At 68.9% G+C, this 14,442-nt stretch carries 17 protein-coding genes; 5 read left to right on the top strand and 12 right to left on the bottom strand.

All coding sequences use genetic code 11. The features are described 5' to 3' along the window. Positions 1-6 precede the first annotated feature (6 nt). A complete protein-coding gene (locus tag NEF64_RS02775) occupies positions 7-411 on the bottom strand; it encodes a GtrA family protein (RefSeq protein ID WP_235516402.1) in 405 nt (134 codons plus the stop codon). Between the two features lie 112 nt (positions 412-523). Here NEF64_RS02775 and NEF64_RS02770 point away from each other — a divergent pair, with 112 nt between their 5' ends. Continuing rightward, the gene (locus NEF64_RS02770; RefSeq protein ID WP_056406927.1) at positions 524-2,314 is read left to right on the top strand and encodes a hypothetical protein; all 1,791 of its coding nucleotides are present in this window, start codon (positions 524-526) and stop codon (positions 2,312-2,314) included. A gap of 297 nt (positions 2,315-2,611) precedes the next feature. On the opposite strand, the gene NEF64_RS02765 is transcribed toward NEF64_RS02770, so the two are convergent. The 6 genes from NEF64_RS02765 to NEF64_RS02740 all read right to left on the bottom strand — a co-directional run bounded on the left by NEF64_RS02765 (position 2,612) and on the right by NEF64_RS02740 (position 6,640). Beyond that, on the bottom strand, positions 2,612-3,232 hold the full coding sequence (locus tag NEF64_RS02765) for a MarC family protein (RefSeq protein ID WP_056406925.1): 621 nt from the start codon (positions 3,230-3,232) through the stop codon (positions 2,612-2,614). Beyond that, entirely contained in the window at positions 3,229-4,119 is an 891-nt protein-coding gene (folD, locus tag NEF64_RS02760; protein WP_056406923.1) for a bifunctional methylenetetrahydrofolate dehydrogenase/methenyltetrahydrofolate cyclohydrolase FolD, read from the bottom strand. The genes NEF64_RS02765 and folD overlap by 4 nt, the downstream gene beginning before the upstream one ends. 10 nt (positions 4,120-4,129) lie before the next feature. After that, entirely contained in the window at positions 4,130-4,426 is a 297-nt protein-coding gene (locus tag NEF64_RS02755) for a DUF167 domain-containing protein (protein ID WP_056406921.1), read from the bottom strand. Further along, on the bottom strand, positions 4,423-4,725 hold the full coding sequence (locus NEF64_RS02750; protein ID WP_031395935.1) for a YggT family protein: 303 nt from the start codon (positions 4,723-4,725) through the stop codon (positions 4,423-4,425). Before NEF64_RS02750 ends, NEF64_RS02755 begins: the two co-directional genes overlap by 4 nt. A gap of 220 nt (positions 4,726-4,945) precedes the next feature. Next, positions 4,946-5,863: an acetylglutamate kinase gene (gene argB, locus NEF64_RS02745; protein ID WP_056406920.1), complete on the bottom strand. Its 918-nt coding sequence runs from the start codon at positions 5,861-5,863 to the stop codon at positions 4,946-4,948. Positions 5,864-5,995: 132 nt separating this feature from the next. Beyond that, positions 5,996-6,640, bottom strand: a complete 645-nt coding sequence (locus tag NEF64_RS02740) for a queuosine precursor transporter (protein WP_056406917.1) — start codon at positions 6,638-6,640, stop codon at positions 5,996-5,998. Positions 6,641-6,814: 174 nt separating this feature from the next. On the opposite strand from NEF64_RS02740, the gene NEF64_RS02735 reads away from it, so the two are divergent. Continuing rightward, positions 6,815-8,080: a NupC/NupG family nucleoside CNT transporter gene (locus tag NEF64_RS02735; protein WP_031440507.1), complete on the top strand. Its 1,266-nt coding sequence runs from the start codon at positions 6,815-6,817 to the stop codon at positions 8,078-8,080. A gap of 87 nt (positions 8,081-8,167) precedes the next feature. Here the strand turns inward: NEF64_RS02735 and NEF64_RS02730 are convergent, their stop codons facing one another. The 3 genes from NEF64_RS02730 to NEF64_RS02720 form a co-directional block, all read right to left on the bottom strand. Continuing rightward, positions 8,168-8,722, bottom strand: coding sequence for a fasciclin domain-containing protein (locus NEF64_RS02730; protein ID WP_056406915.1), 555 nt, complete (start codon positions 8,720-8,722; stop codon positions 8,168-8,170). A gap of 84 nt (positions 8,723-8,806) precedes the next feature. Further along, the gene (gene dapF / locus NEF64_RS02725; RefSeq protein ID WP_056406912.1) at positions 8,807-9,748 is read right to left on the bottom strand and encodes a diaminopimelate epimerase; all 942 of its coding nucleotides are present in this window, start codon (positions 9,746-9,748) and stop codon (positions 8,807-8,809) included. Next, on the bottom strand, positions 9,733-10,335 hold the full coding sequence (locus NEF64_RS02720) for a DUF6456 domain-containing protein (protein ID WP_414711878.1): 603 nt from the start codon (positions 10,333-10,335) through the stop codon (positions 9,733-9,735). The genes dapF and NEF64_RS02720 overlap by 16 nt, the downstream gene beginning before the upstream one ends. Positions 10,336-10,440: 105 nt before the next feature. Here NEF64_RS02720 and NEF64_RS02715 point away from each other — a divergent pair, with 105 nt between their 5' ends. From NEF64_RS02715 to NEF64_RS02705, 3 genes are all read left to right on the top strand, one after another. Then, complete coding sequence (locus NEF64_RS02715) at positions 10,441-11,004, top strand: helix-turn-helix domain-containing protein (RefSeq protein ID WP_056406910.1); 564 nt, start codon at positions 10,441-10,443, stop codon at positions 11,002-11,004. A 49-nt stretch (positions 11,005-11,053) separates the two neighbouring features. Continuing rightward, the gene (locus NEF64_RS02710; RefSeq protein ID WP_056406908.1) at positions 11,054-11,752 is read left to right on the top strand and encodes an EI24 domain-containing protein; all 699 of its coding nucleotides are present in this window, start codon (positions 11,054-11,056) and stop codon (positions 11,750-11,752) included. A 65-nt stretch (positions 11,753-11,817) separates the two neighbouring features. Beyond that, positions 11,818-12,159 (top strand): hypothetical protein, encoded by a 342-nt coding sequence (locus NEF64_RS02705; RefSeq protein ID WP_183936195.1) that lies wholly within the window; start codon positions 11,818-11,820, stop codon positions 12,157-12,159. 5 nt (positions 12,160-12,164) lie between these two features. On the opposite strand, the gene NEF64_RS02700 is transcribed toward NEF64_RS02705, so the two are convergent. Beyond that, positions 12,165-13,151, bottom strand: a complete 987-nt coding sequence (locus tag NEF64_RS02700; RefSeq protein ID WP_234387674.1) for an MlaA family lipoprotein — start codon at positions 13,149-13,151, stop codon at positions 12,165-12,167. Between the two features lie 125 nt (positions 13,152-13,276). Next, a complete protein-coding gene (queG, locus tag NEF64_RS02695) occupies positions 13,277-14,428 on the bottom strand; it encodes a tRNA epoxyqueuosine(34) reductase QueG (protein ID WP_056406903.1) in 1,152 nt (383 codons plus the stop codon). Positions 14,429-14,442: the final 14 nt, after the last annotated feature.

Here is a 14,442-nt window from a genome sequence, read left to right as displayed (position 1 = left end):
CCATAATCAAGAGAATACCCAGAAGCGGTTGAGCACGAACGTCAGAATCGCGGCAAGGAACACCGCAGGGACCAGCGGCACCCAGGGATGCAGATGGAGGAACGCGGTCCCGACCCAGGTGATCAGCGCGTTGAGCGCGAGCCCCGTCCCCTGCACCAGCACGAACTTGACGTGTTTCGCCCCGCCCGGCTCGGCGGCATGCCCCTTGAAGCTCCACCGGCTGTGCAGGAAATAGCCCGCGGTCACCGCCACCGCAAAGGCGAACGGCACCGCCGCGACCGCCTGCTCGGGCGGAAACACGAATTTGGTCAGCGGCAGATAGACGAGCGAATAGATCACGCTCGACAGCCCGCCCGCAATCCCGAAGCGGAAGAGCTGGCCGAGCACGCCGCTCGCCCGCATCTGGTCCATCTGTCGCCTGATCGCCTGCATGCCCGCCTTGTTCTTTACACGCGCGTCGATACAGCGGCGCTCAACGTCACGCCCCGCGCATTAGTCCGCGCGCGGTCAGGAGGAAAGCGTTTTGGATCAGCCCCACCAGTCCCCATGGCAGCGGGGGCGCGACCTGCTCGATCGCCACTGGGTCGCGTTGACGCTGCTGGCATGGCTCGGCGTCGCCGCCTGGTCGCTGGCCGACCGCTGGGGTCAGGTCCGCTGGCTGTCGCTCGGCGACACCGACGACAATATGCGCCTGATGCAGGTCCGCGCGTGGCTGGACGGCCAGGGCTGGTACGACCTGCGCCAGTACCGGATGAACCCGCCCGCGGGCTTCGACATCCACTGGAGCCGGATCGTCGACCTGCCGATCGCCGGGCTCATCCTCTTCTTCCGCCTGTTCACCAGCAACAGCTGGGCCGAACGGCTCGCCTGCGGGATCGCGCCCTTGCTACCGCTGTCGATCACGATGCTCGGCATCGGCGCGACAGTGCGGCGGCTGATCCACCCGCTCGCCTGGCCGCTCGCGATCCTGTTCCTCGTCGGCGCGACCGCGACGATGCTGATGTACATGCCCGAACGCATCGACCATCACGGCTGGCAGCTCGCGATGCTCAGCCTGACGCTCGCCGGCCTGTGCGACCCGCGCGCGCGACGCGGCGGCGCGCTCGTCGGGATCGCGAGCGCGGTGTCGCTGTCGATCGGGCTCGAACTCCTCCCCTATGCCGCGATGGCGGGCGCGATCATCGCCCTGCGCTGGGTCTGGGACCGCGCCGAGGCGCCGCGGCTCGCGGTCTATGCGCTGACCCTGGGCGGCGGCAGCACCTTGGGTTTCGCACTGTTCGCCTCGAACGCGAACCAGGCGATGCGCTGCGACGCGCTGACGCCGGTCTGGCTCAGCGTGATGATCGCGGCCGGAATGCTCCTCTTCCTGCTCGCGCGCTTCGGCCCTGCATCACGCGGGGTGCGTCTCGCGCTCGCGGTCGCGGCGGGCGCGGCGATCGTCATCGGCTTCGCGCTGATGTTCCCGCAATGCCTCGCCCGGCCCGAGGGCGTCTCGCCCGAGCTTCAGCGCAACTGGCTGAACAATGTCCGTGAGGCCAAGCCGATCTACAAGCACAGCTGGCGCACCGGCGTCGCGATCGCGACGCTGCCGGTGATCGGCCTGCTCGGCGCGCTGTTCGCCGCGTGGCGCGCACGCCGCCGCCCGAGCGCGATCGGCTGGGTCGCGGTCGCGCTGTTCACCACCTTCGCGGTGCTGATGCTGTTGTGGCAGGTCCGCGCGGGTCCCGCGGCGCAGATGCTCGCGGTCCCCGGCGGCGTCGCGCTCGCCTGGGTGATCGTCCCCCGGCTGCTCGGCCACCGCTCGATGCTGGTCCGCGTGCTCGGCACCGCGGGCGCGCTGGTGATCGTCTCGGGCTTCTTCGTCGGCATCGCGCTGAAATACGTCCCCGTGGGCAAGCCCAAGGGCTATGAAAAGCGCGTCAACATGGCGACCGGCAACTGCCTGCGCACCACCGTGCTGCTCGCGCTGAACAAATACCCCGCGCAGACGATCTTCACCTTCGTCGACATGGGCCCGCGGCTGATCACGATCACGCACCACAATGCGATCGCCGGCCCCTATCACCGCAACGGCGCCGCGATCCTCGACGTCCAGCACGCCTTTGGCCGCACCCCCGACGAAGCGCACGCGATCATCAAGCGCCACGGCGCGACCCTGTTGCTGCTCTGCCCCAACGCGGCGGAATCGACCAACTACAAGGCCCGCAGCCCCAACGGCTTCTACGCGCAGATGGCGAAGAACGAGGTCCCGGCGTGGCTCACCCCGCTCCCCCTCCCGGCAAAATCCCCGCTGCGGCTCTTCAAGGTCGACTAAGGCCCAGGCACCCCCGCACGACGGACGCGGACGCGCACCGTCATCCCCGCCCCCCAACCGTCATCCCCGCGAAGGCGGGGATCCAGACTGGCAACCGCTGCGAGTCATCAACAACCGCATAGCCTATGGATCCCCGCCTCCGCGGGGATGACGAAGGGGGCTGCGACACCGTCACCCCCTCCCCGTCATCCTGACGAAAGTCAGGATCCAGAGTTACGTGCGGTATCGGTTTTGGCTCTGGATCCTGACTTTCGTCAGGATGACGGCAATCGGCGCACCGCGCACGCCGACCCCAGCCTACCGCAACACCACCGACAACCCATCCAGCACGAACTGCACCGCCAGCGCCGCCAGCAGCACGCCGAGCAGCCGCGTGATCACCGCCTCGATCTTCGCGCCCAGGATCCGCATGATCGGCCCCGCCGCGAGCAGCGCGACCAGCGTCAGCAACAGGATCGTCACCATCGCCGCCAGCACCACCGCCGAGCGCTCGATCCCGCTGTTGCGGCTCATCAGCAGCATCACCGACGCGATCGATCCCGGCCCGGCGATCATCGGCATCGCCATCGGGAAGATCGACACGTCGTCGGCTTCGGGATCGCTCGCGACCTTGGCGGCGCGGTCCTCGCGGCGTTCGGTGCGCTTCTCGAACACCATCTCGAGTGCGATCAGGAACAGCATGATCCCGCCCGCGATCCGGAAGCTCGCCAGGCTGATCCCCAATCCTTTCAACAACGCCTCGCCGAACAGCGCGAACACGAACAGGATCGCCGCCGACACGCCGACCGCGCGGATCGCCATCGCACGCTTCTGTGCCGCCGACGCGCTCGCCGACAGCCCGGCATAGATTGGCGCGCAGCCCGGCGGATCGATCACCACGAAGAAGGTGATCAGCGACGAGATATAAAGCTCGATCATGCGCCGGCCCGGTCGAGCGCCGCCTCGTCGATCGCCACGCCCGCGCGCCGCCCCGCCGAGACGAGCGTATTGCGCAACAGGCACGCGATCGTCATCGGCCCGACGCCGCCCGGCACCGGCGTGATCGCGCCCGCGACGCCCACCGCGCTCGCGAAATCGACATCGCCGACCAGCCCGGCCTCGGTGCGGTTGATGCCGACGTCGATCACGGTCGCCCCGGGCTTCAGCCAGTCGCCCTTGATCATCTCGGGGATCCCCACCGCCGCGACGACGATGTCCGCGGCGCCGACATGCGCGCGCACGTCGCGCGTCCGGCTGTGCACCACGGTCACGGTGCAGCTCTCGCGCAACAGCAGCTGCGCCATCGGCTTGCCGACGATGTTCGACCGGCCGACGACCACCGCCTCCATCCCGCTCAGGTTCGGCACGACGCTCTTGAGCAGCATCACGCAGCCGAGCGGCGTGCACGGCACGAACCCCGCCGAGCCCGTCGCCAGCCGCCCCGCATTGATCGGGTGGAAGCCGTCGACATCCTTGTCGGGATCGATCGCCGCGATCACCGCCTGCTCGTCGATATGCTTGGGCAGCGGCAGCTGGACGAGGATCCCGTCGATCGTCGGATCGGCGTTCAGATCGGCGACCAGCGCGAGCAGCTGTTCGGCCCCGACATCGGCGGGCAGCCGGTGCTCGACGCTCACCATTCCCGCCTCGCGCGTCGCCTTGCCCTTCGACCGGACATAGACGTTGGACGCGGGGTCCTCGCCGACCAGCACCACCGCGAGCCCGGGCGCGCGGCCCGCCGCTGCGGCAAAGGCGGTGACGCCGGTGGCGATACGGGCCCGGAGGCCGGCGGCGAAGGCCTTGCCGTCGATGATGGTCGCACTCATGCCCGCCGTCCTAAAGCGCGGCGGCGATTTCCGCCAGCGCAGGCGTGTCGCCCGCGACATGCAGCCGTTTCAGCCGCGCGGTCTCGCCCGCGACGATCCTCACCGCACGTTTCGGCACGCCGAAGCTCTTGGCGACCAGCGCGATCAGCGCGGCATTCGCGGCGCCATCGACCGGCGCCGCCGCGAGCCTTGCGGCCAGATGCTCCGGGGTCCCCGCCGCCAGCGCATCCCGCCCGCCGCGCGGCGTCACGCGGACCGCGATCGCCAGACCGCCGTCCACCGCACGCCAGGCGGCCGGTTCGCTCACAGCCCGGGGGCGAGCAGGCTCTGCGCGATGTTCGGCACGACGATGTTGGTCAGGATGTACAGGATCAGCAGCACGACGAGCGGCGACAGGTCGAGCGTGCCGAAATCGGGCAGGATCCGCCGGATCGGCCGATAGAGCGGCTCGGTGATCCGCTGCAGCGCCTCCCATACCGACCGGACGACATTGCTCTGCGTGTTGATGATGTTGAACGCGATGAGCCACGACATCACCGCCTGGATCATGATGACCCACCAGACAAGGTTGAGCAGCAACTGGACGATCTGAAGAAGGGCGAGCAAGGCAAGGGTCTCCGCTGGTGTATGCCTTATATAAGGCAGCGGACCGACAACGAGAACCCCGCCCGCCCCAAACAACCCCCACCCGTCATCCTGACGAAAAGAGAGCATCCCCCCTGCCCCAACGCCGTCATCCTGACGAAAGTCAGGATCCAGAGCCAAGCAGCGTCATCCCCCGTAACCCTGGATCCTGGGTCAAGCCCAGGATGACGGAAGAAAACCCCTACCGCGCCCGCCCGTTCGCGCTCACCAGCGTGCCCGCCCCCTGCCGCGTGAAAATCTCCAGCAGCATCGCATGCGGCACGCGCCCGTCGATGATCACCGCCGCGTCGACGCCCGATCCGACCGCCGCGACGCAGGTCTCGAGCTTGGGGATCATCCCCCCCGTGATCGTCCCGTCGGCGCGCAGCTCGGCGATCTTCGCCGGGTCCAGATCGGTCAGCAATTCGCCCTGCTTGTCGAGCACGCCGACCACGTCGGTCAGCAGGAAGAACCGCGCCGCGCCCATCGCGGCGGCGATCGCGCCCGCCATCGTGTCGGCGTTGATGTTGTAGGTGTGGCCGTCCGCACCGATCCCGATCGGCGCGATCACCGGGATGATGTCCGCGGCGATCAGCGTGTCGAGGATCGTCCGGTCGACCGCAATCGGCTCGCCGACGAACCCCAGGTCGACATGCCGCTCGATCCCCTGCAGCTTGTCCGGCTCGCGCCCGTGCCCGACCTTCTGCGCGAGGACGAGCCCGGCGTCCTTCCCCGAAATCCCGACCGCGCGGCCGCCCGCCTGGCCGATCCAGCCGACGATTTCCTTGTTGATCGATCCCGCCAGCACCATTTCGGCGATCTGCGCGGTCTCCTTGTCGGTCACGCGCAGCCCGTCGACGAACCGCGATTCGACCCCCAGCCGCTTCAGCATCGAGCCGATCTGCGGCCCGCCGCCATGCACCACGACCGGGTTGATCCCGACCGCCTTCAGCAGCACCATGTCCTCGGCGAAATCGCGCTGCAGCTCGGGATCACCCATCGCGTGCCCGCCATATTTCACGACGAAGGTCTTGCCGGCATAACGCTGCAGATAGGGCAGCGCCTCGGTCAGCGTCTCGGCCTTGGCGAGCAGGGCGGGATCGGGCGTATGATCGGTCATCCCGCCCCCTTAGCCAGTTGAGGGAGGGAGTGAAAGCCGCCGGGGGCCCGCCTGCCTCCCTGTTCTCCCGCGAAGGCGGGAGCCCAGTCTGGGTCCCCGCCTTCGCGGGGACACATCAGGTGGCCGGCCCGCTCAAACCCGGTCCAGCCGCCGCCCCAGCCGCACGAAGAAGGTGATCGCGAACGGCACCAGCACCACCGACAGCACCACCTTGGTCAGCATCTGCCCCGCCATCAGCTCGACGATCGGCCGCGCGCCGAGGAACGAGATGGTGATGAACAGCACCGTGTCGATCACCTGCGACACGATGCTCGCGATCATCCCGCGCAGCCACACCAGCCGCCCCTCGCCGCCGACCGGCCCGGCCAGCCGCGCGAAGATCAGCACGTTGAGCGTCTGCGAGATCCCGTAGGAGATCAGCCCCGCCATCATCATCCGTGCGCCCTGCCCGACGACGACCGGAAACGCGTCGACCGCAGGCGGGTACATCCCCGGATCATGCGGCAGCGCGAGTACCAGCTGGATCAGCGCCGCGGACACCAGCAGCGGGATGAACCCCAGCCGCACCAGGAACGTCGCGGTCTTCTGCCCGTGCAGCTCCGAAATCGCGCTGCTGATCACCACCAGCAGCAGGAACGCGAAGATCCCCGCCTCGACCGCGAGCGGCCCGAGCGCGACCTGTTTCACCCCCAGCACGCCGGCGATGCACACCATGCCGCCATAGAGGACGGAGAAAATGAAGAGCGAACGCGGGAACGTGGGAAGATCTGTGGTCATCGCGCCGGACGCTAGCGAAATGCCGCGCGCCGTCAAATGCCTAGCCCCCATGAAACCGCGCCGTGAAAGCGTGCAGGCGTCAAATGACTGGCGAGCACGGCGTACCCGTGTCATGTCGGCCGCTTGCGCAGCCGGGGGGCCGCGTGTGTCATCGTACCAAAACGCAGGGCGTCCATGGAAAGACTGATCATCGGCCTTGCAGGCATCGCCGTCATCCTCGGCATCGCGGTGCTGCTGTCGAGCGACCGCCGCGCGATCCGGCTGCGGATCGTCGGCGCCGCCTTCGCGCTCCAGGCGGGCATCGCGATCCTCGTGCTCTATTCCAGCTTCGGCAAGGTCGTGCTCGGCAGCATGTCGGGCGGCGTCGCCAATCTGCTCGGCTATTCGCAAAAGGGCACCGAATTCCTGTTCGGCAAGATGGCGACCCCCGAGATCGGCGGCCAGAGCTTCGCGATCGCCGCCCTCCCCGTCATCATCTTCTTCGCCAGCCTCGTCTCGATCCTCTATTATCTCGGCATCATGCAGTTCGTGGTGCGCTGGGTCGGCGGCGGCATCGAGAAGGTGATCGGCGTGTCGAAGGTCGAATCGCTCTGCGCGGCGGCGAACATCTTCGTCGGCCAGAGCGAATCGCCGCTCGTCATCCGCCCCTATCTCGCCGGCCTCACCCCGGCGCAGCTCTTCACCGTGATGACCAGCGGGATGGCCGGCGTCGCGGGCACGATCCTCGCGGCTTACGCATCGATGGGGATCCGCATCGACTATCTGCTCGCCGCCAGCTTCATGGCCGCGCCGGGCGGGATCCTGATGGCGAAGATCATCATGCCCGACCGCGTCACGCCGCCCGAGGGCGAACTCGCGCTCGGCGACCTGCCCGGCGAATCGTCCGCGGGCGAGCCCATGCCGCAGGCGACGCATGACGAGGAAAAGCCCGCCAATCTGATCATGGCCGCGGCGCAGGGCGCACAGACCGGCGTCCGCCTCGCGGTCGCGGTCGGCGCGATGGTGCTCGCCTTCGTCGCGCTGGTCGCGCTCGCCAACGGCCTGCTCGGCGGGCTCGGCAACATGATCGGGCTGCCGGGGCTGAGCTTCCAGGGGCTGCTCGGCTATGTCTTCGCGCCGATCATGTTCCTCTTGAACGTGCCGTGGAGCGAGGCGGGGATCGCCGGCGGGCTGTTCGGGCAGAAGATCGTGCTGAACGAATTCGTCGCCTATATCTCGCTCGGCACGCAACCCGGGCTCAGCCCGCGGACGATCGCGGTGATCACCTTCTCGCTGTGCGGCTTCGCCAATTTCTCGTCGATCGCGATCCAGATGGCGGTAACCGGCAGCCTCGCCCCCAACCAGCGCCCGATGATCGCCAAACTCGGCCTCCGCGCCCTCGCCGCCGGCAGCCTCGCCAACCTCATGTCCGCCGCCCTAGCCGGCCTCCTGATCAGCTAAACAAGCCCCTCTCCCCCAGGGGGAGAGGGAGGGGCCCACGCGAAGCGTGGGAGGGTGAGGGCACGCGAGGCTCAGAACCTCACCCCCTCACGGCAGCATCACCGTATCGATCACATGGATCAGCCCGTTCGACTGGCGCACATCGGCGATCGTGATCCGCCCCTTGTGCCCCTTGCCGTCCATGATGCCCCAGCCGCTACCCGACTTCATGAACATCAGCGGCTCACCCTGCACGGTGGTGTAACTCGCCGTCCCGCCATCCGCCTTGGCCTTCGCCGCGATGTCGGCGGCCATGATCGTCCCCGGCACGACATGATAGGTCAGCACGCCCGCCAGCTGCGCCTTGTTCTCGGGCTTGAGCAGCGTGTCGACCGTCCCCGCGGGCAGTTTGCCGAACGCGGCATTGGTCGGCGCGAAGACCGTGAACGGCCCCGGTCCCGACAGCGTCTCGACCAGGTCGGCGGCCTTGACCGCGGCGACCAGCGTCGTGTGATCCTTCGAATTGACCGCATTCTCGACGATCGTCTTGGTCGGGTACATCGCGGCGCCGCCGACCATCGGGTTGGTCTGCGCGGCGACCAGCGCGGTGCCGCTGACGGCGACAGCGGCGGCAATGATCGTGGTACGAAACAGGGGGGTCATGACGGTCTCTCCTGATCGGCGCCGATGATCCGGCTGCCGCGGCGAAGATACGGCCACCCCGGCCGCAACGATGCACACGCTTTTTTACATTCCGGTGCGCAATGTTTCCCAGGCGGCAATCTCTTCGTCATGCCGCCGCGCAATCACCAGGTCGCCCGGTTCGCCGGACTCGAGATCGACCGTCACCGACCCGGTCCATTCGACCGTCGCATTGCCCGACAGCGTCACCATGCCGTCCGCCCCCGCCTCGGCGCGGACCAGCCCGCCGCGGTTGAACACCGTCGTCGGCGTGTCGTACGCGATCCGCCCCGTCAGGCACGCGGCGAAGGTCGACGCCGCCATCGCGCTGCCGCAACTGTCGGTCAGCCCGACCCCGCGCTCATGCGTGCGGACGAACAGGTCGGTCCCGCGCAGCTCGACAAAGCTCACATTGGCGCGGTTGGGCAGCCAGTCGGGCGCCGCCTCGCAGGCCTCGCCGACGCGGACCAGCTCGGCATCGTCGACCGCCTCGACGAACGCCACCAGATGCGGGTTGGGCATCGCCACCGCGGTGAACGCGCGCGTCGAGGGCAGTCCGGCGAGCGGCGCCTCGACGATCTGGTCCGCATCGACATGCATCGGCCACGCCGCGACGTCGAGCGACGCCGGCCCCGCGGTCTCGCGCACCGTGAACACGCCCGGCGCGATCTCCGCGTCGCGCACGACCAGCGCATCGCTTGTCTTCAGCCGAGCGGTCGCGCGCGTCAGCCCGGTCGCGGCGAACCCCGCACGCGCGACACAGCGCAGCCCGTTGAGGCACGTCTCCGATTCGCTGCCATCGGAATTGAACATCCGCATCCCGAACGCCCGCCCGTCCTCGTCACCCGCGGTCAGCAGCAGCAGCCCGTCGCCGCCGACCGGCCCCGCGCGATCCGCCAGCGCGCGTGCGACGCGCGCCCAGTCCGCATCGCCCAGCGACAGCGCACGCGCGTCGATCAGCGGGAAATCGTTGCCGGAGCCATGACATTTGATCAGTTCGAAGCGCATGCCGCGCCCTTACCCGCGTCGCTGCGCAAAGGCGAGCCGCCGCCCCCCTCGCGCCCTCTAACGTCCCCGCCCTCATAATGCGCCGCCAGCCGGTCGAGCGCGAGCGTCAGCACCAGCCGCCCCGCGCGCGCTGGCCAGGACAGCGCGCGCTCCGCCGCGGGCAGCCCCTCGCCCGCGCACACCACCCGCCACACGATATCCGCGAGCCCCGGCCCCGCCGCCGCGATCGCCGCATCGAACCGCCGCTTCGCCGCGATCTGCGCGCTGGTCGGGTCGAGCGCATCCTGCCCGCCGCCATCGACCCGCGGCGTCCAGCGCATCGTCACGCTCGGCGCGATCGACGCGGTCTCGTAGGCCCCGCGCAACCGCTCGCCCGCCGCAAACTGCCGCGCATCGATCAGCCCGCGCGACCGCAGCCAGGTCAGCGGCGACTCTGCCCGGTTGACCGTCACGCTCCGCCCGCCCCGGGTTACACCTTCCCGCTGCACCTCCCGCTCACCGACCCTGTCAGCTTCCCGCTCACCTTCCCTGTCAGGCTCCCGCCGCATGCCCCGCCCATCGATCGCGACCTCGATCAGATCCTGCATGCGCCGCCCTTTCCATTTGCCGAGTCCCGTTTGTCTTGCCATATTCGACCAGAAATTGCAAGAGAAATTAACCTATATGGTTTGTGCAAGCGACGGAGCCTGTCGATGATCACTGCTATCCGTGCCGTCCGCCGCGCCAAGGGATTGACGCTCGACGACGTTGCAAGGCGTTGTGATCCCCCGACAACCGCGCAGACGATCGGCCGGCTCGAGACGGGGACGCGGACCGTGTCGGTCGGCTGGCTCAACCGGATCGCCGCCGCGCTCGACGTCGCCGCGGTCGATCTCGTGACGATGCCCGAACGCGCCGATCTGCCCGTCGTCGCGATCCTGGATTCGACCGGAATTCAAGCCCCTACCCGCCCCAACCTCGCCACGCCGCCGCAGGTCGAGCCGGGTCAGGTCGCGGTCACGGTGGCCGCCGGCGTCGGCGACTACCGCACGGGCGACGTGCTCTGGTGCACCACGCTCGGCCCCGACGAATTCGAGAGCGCGCTCTACCGCGACGTGCTCGTCCCCCGCCCCGCCGGCCGCTTCGCCTTTGGCCGTCTGGTCGCGCTAACCGACGGCAGCCCCACGCTTATTCCGGTCGGCGACGATGCCGCGCCCCAGCAGATCGAGCGCCCCGTCTGGATCGCCCGCGCGGTCCGCCTGATCCGCACGCTCTGAGTCGAAGCCCAACGTTGACGGCCCGGAGGCGGCGGGCCATCGCTGACGCATGATCCGCGGTTTTTTCCTCTCGCTCGGCCAGCTCGGCGATCCGCCGGTGCTGCGCGTCTTTGCCAAGTCGATGGCGGTGACATTGCTCGTCTTCGCCGCGCTCGGCCTGCTCATGTGGCTGGGCGCAAAGGCGATTTTCGCCGCCTGGCTCGGCAGTGACCAGGCCGGGATCGCCGCCGCGGTCGCGCTGTTCCTGACCATCCTCGCGGTCTGGATCCTGTTTCGCGCGGTCGCCATCGCGGTCGTCGGGATCTTCGCCGACGATGTCGTCGCCGCGGTCGAGGCGCGGCATTATCCCGCCAGTCTGGCTACCGCGCGACCCGTGCCGTTCGCGCGCAGCCTGGCGATGGGATTGCGCTCGGCGTTCCGCGTGCTGCTCGTCAACCTGTTGATGGTGCCCGTCTATATCGGCCTGCTCGTCACCGGGGTCGGCACCGCGGCGGCGTTTTTCGTGGTCAATGGCTGGCTGCTCGGGCGCGATCTCGGCGACATGGTCGCCGCGCGCCACATGGACGCCGCGGCGATGCGGGGCTGGCGTGCGACGACGCGGGCGTCGCGGTTCGTGCTGGGTCTTGCGAACACCGCGCTGTTCGTGGTTCCGATCCTCAACATCGCCGCCCCCGTGCTCGGCGCGGCGATGGCGACGCATTTTTATCACGGGACGCGCGCAGCGGTGCGCGCCCGGGGGACCAGCTGATGACGAGATCACGTGTCAACGCGTTGAAAGGCCTAACAATCGCGCGGTCAGGCGCGGGCCTGGCGATGGCCCTCGGCCTCGCGCTCGCGGGTTGCGCCGCTCCCGTCGCGACCGCGCCGGTCGGCCGCCCCGCCATCCCCTATACCAGCGTCGGGCTCGAACGCGTGATCGGCCAGACCGCCGCCGGCCTGACCCGGCTGTTCGGCGATCCCGACGCCGATGTCCGCGAGGGCGTGGCGCGCAAGCTCCAGTTCCAGAGCGGAATTTGCGTGCTCGACGCCTATCTCTACCCCGCCGGATCGGGCGAGCCCAAGGTCACCTATATCGACGCGCGCGAACTCGACGGCAGCACGATCGACCGCGCCAGCTGCGTCGCCGCGCTCACCCGCCGCGACGGCGGCCGCTAGGCCGCTCAGGGCCCGGGCGGCGGCACCGTTTCGGTCGCACCCGCCGCGCCGACCGGGATCCGCGTCGCGGGCAGCGCCGCCTGGCATTCGGGCGGCGGTGCCGGGGGCCGGCGGTGGAGATGATCGATCTCCGCCTGTCGCCGGTGCAGGTAAAAGGCGCGCGACGATGCATAGGGATCGCCCACATCGTCATGCAAACACTTGAGAGTTTCGTCGAAATCGGCGCGGTGGTCGAGCGCGCCGAGCACGCCGGCCGGCACCGTGTAGCTCGCATCGGTGAACGGCGACCCGATCGCAGTGGGCAGCAGCAACCGGTCGAGCGTCCCGCCGATCAGGTCGCGCACCGTCGTCGGCCCGACCAGCGGCAGGAACAGGAACGGCCCGTTGCCGATCCCGTGATACCCCAATGTGTTGGCAAAGCCGTTCGACCGGCGCGGCAGCCGGAACGGCCGCTTCTTGGCAACGTCGATGACCCCCGCCGCGCCGACCGTCGAATTGATCACGAACCGCCCGACCGTCTCGGCCGCCTTGCCCGGCTTGAACTGCAGCAGGAAGTTCACGAACACGATCGGCTCGCGCAAGTTATAGAGAAAGTTGTGAATACCCTTGCGGATCGGGCTCGGCACCTTGCGCTTGTAGACCCGCGCCACCGGCCCAACGACCGCGCTGTCGACCGCCTGCGTCGCCCCGAACGCCTGGGCATTCACGCCACGCAGCGGATCCCCGGCATCACGCGACTGCCCGACGACGACGATGTCCTTCTGCGCGTTCGGCTCGGCGGGCACGGGCGCTGGAACCGGGACAGTCTGGGACGCTGCAACCGGCGCTACGGGCACCACGGGCGGCGATACCGGCACGACGGGCGATTCGGGCACGCGCTGCTCGTCCGCAACCACCGTCGACGGCGCAACCGGGACCGGCGCGACGGGCAGCGGGTCGACGGCCTGCACCGCCAGCGCGGCGACCATCGTAGCAGTGGAAAATGCCAACATATGCAATCATCGCCCCTTGGACCGCCACCGCTGTCCGCATTGCCCCCGCAAGGCAAGTCTCGAATGCGCACCCCTACACCGGCGTTCGTGAATAATTTCCCCTGTCGCGCGTCACTTGGCCCGCGTCAGCTTAAGTTCGCCCGGTCCCATTCCGCGCGGACGCCATCGTCATTTTCGCCGCCACGACGATCCGCTTTCTCGGCCGCGAATCGCACCGCGTCGAGTCGCGACAAGGCCCACACCGCCGTCCCGCGCACGACCGGCGCCGGGTCGCCCAGCAACGCCGCGACGCCCTCCGATAATGTCGCGTCATTACTATTCCCCGCCGCGATCAACGCGTTACGCACCATCTTGTCGCGCCCGATCCGCTTGATCGGCGAGCCGGCAAAGACCTGGCGGAACCCCGCATCGTCGAGCGCGATCAGGTCGGCGATCTCGGGCGCGACCAGCTCGGCGCGCGGCGCGAAGGCGAGATTGGCGTTCGCGGCGGCGGCGAACTTGTTCCACGGGCACACCGCCAGGCAATCGTCGCAGCCATAGATGCGGTTGCCGATACCCGCCCGGAATTCCTCAGGAATCACCCCCGCATGCTCGATCGTCAGATACGAGATGCAACGCCGCGCATCGAGCCTGTAGGGCGCCGGAAACGCATCGGTCGGGCATGCGCGCTGGCACGCGTCGCAGCTCCCGCACAGATCCCGGCCCGCGGCGTCGCCCTTCAGTTCGAGCGTCGTGTAGATCGCACCGAGGAACAGCCAGCTGCCCTCTGTCCGGCTGACCAGATTGGTGTGCTTGCCCTGCCACCCCAGCCCCGCCGCCTCGGCGAGCGGCTTCTCCATCACCGGCGCAGTGTCGACGAACACCTTGAGATCGAACGGATACTCGACACCGACCGCGTCGCTCGCCAGCCACCGGCCGAGCGCCTTCAGCTGCCGCTTGATGACGTCGTGATAGTCCGCGCCCTGCGCATAGACGGAGATCCGGCCGACCTCGCCTTGCTCCGCCAGCCGCAGCGGATCGTCCTTCGGCGCATAGCTCATGCCCAGCGCGATCACGCTGCGCACCGCGGGCCACAGCCCGGCCGGGCTCGCCCGCTGATCGCGCCGCTCCTCCATCCAGATCATGTCGCCATGCCGCCCTTCGGCCAGCCACTGGTGCAGCCGTTCGCCCGCCAGCGGCGCCGCATCCGCGCGCGCAATCCCGCACGCCGCAAAGCCCAGTTCGGCCGCCTTGGCCTTCACGCGCGATTCGAGTTCGGATGGCTTGTCGTCGGGCACGTCCGCCCGCTACC

This window comes from Sphingomonas aerolata (assembly GCF_023935825.1).
Classification (GTDB): Bacteria; Pseudomonadota; Alphaproteobacteria; order Sphingomonadales; family Sphingomonadaceae; genus Sphingomonas; species Sphingomonas aerolata.
Note: the sequence above shows the minus strand (reverse complement) of the source record. Positions and strands in the feature narration are given on the sequence as shown.

What these genes read in the sequence shown, in the direction of transcription:
- NEF64_RS02775 (WP_235516402.1), bottom strand. Translation starts at nt 411, where the DNA reads ATGGACCAGATGCGGGCGAGCGGCGTGCTCGGCCAGCTCTTCCGCTTC.
- NEF64_RS02765 (WP_056406925.1), bottom strand. Translation starts at nt 3,232, where the DNA reads ATGATCGAGCTTTATATCTCGTCGCTGATCACCTTCTTCGTGGTGATC.
- folD (WP_056406923.1), bottom strand. Translation starts at nt 4,119, where the DNA reads ATGAGTGCGACCATCATCGACGGCAAGGCCTTCGCCGCCGGCCTCCGG.
- argB (WP_056406920.1), bottom strand. Translation starts at nt 5,863, where the DNA reads ATGACCGATCATACGCCCGATCCCGCCCTGCTCGCCAAGGCCGAGACG.
- NEF64_RS02740 (WP_056406917.1), bottom strand. Translation starts at nt 6,640, where the DNA reads ATGACCACAGATCTTCCCACGTTCCCGCGTTCGCTCTTCATTTTCTCC.
- NEF64_RS02735 (WP_031440507.1), top strand. Translation starts at nt 6,815, where the DNA reads ATGGAAAGACTGATCATCGGCCTTGCAGGCATCGCCGTCATCCTCGGC.
- NEF64_RS02730 (WP_056406915.1), bottom strand. Translation starts at nt 8,722, where the DNA reads ATGACCCCCCTGTTTCGTACCACGATCATTGCCGCCGCTGTCGCCGTC.
- dapF (WP_056406912.1), bottom strand. Translation starts at nt 9,748, where the DNA reads ATGCGCTTCGAACTGATCAAATGTCATGGCTCCGGCAACGATTTCCCG.
- NEF64_RS02720 (WP_414711878.1), bottom strand. Translation starts at nt 10,335, where the DNA reads ATGCAGGATCTGATCGAGGTCGCGATCGATGGGCGGGGCATGCGGCGG.
- NEF64_RS02715 (WP_056406910.1), top strand. Translation starts at nt 10,441, where the DNA reads ATGATCACTGCTATCCGTGCCGTCCGCCGCGCCAAGGGATTGACGCTC.
- NEF64_RS02710 (WP_056406908.1), top strand. Translation starts at nt 11,054, where the DNA reads ATGATCCGCGGTTTTTTCCTCTCGCTCGGCCAGCTCGGCGATCCGCCG.
- NEF64_RS02705 (WP_183936195.1), top strand. Translation starts at nt 11,818, where the DNA reads ATGGCCCTCGGCCTCGCGCTCGCGGGTTGCGCCGCTCCCGTCGCGACC.
- NEF64_RS02700 (WP_234387674.1), bottom strand. Translation starts at nt 13,151, where the DNA reads ATGTTGGCATTTTCCACTGCTACGATGGTCGCCGCGCTGGCGGTGCAG.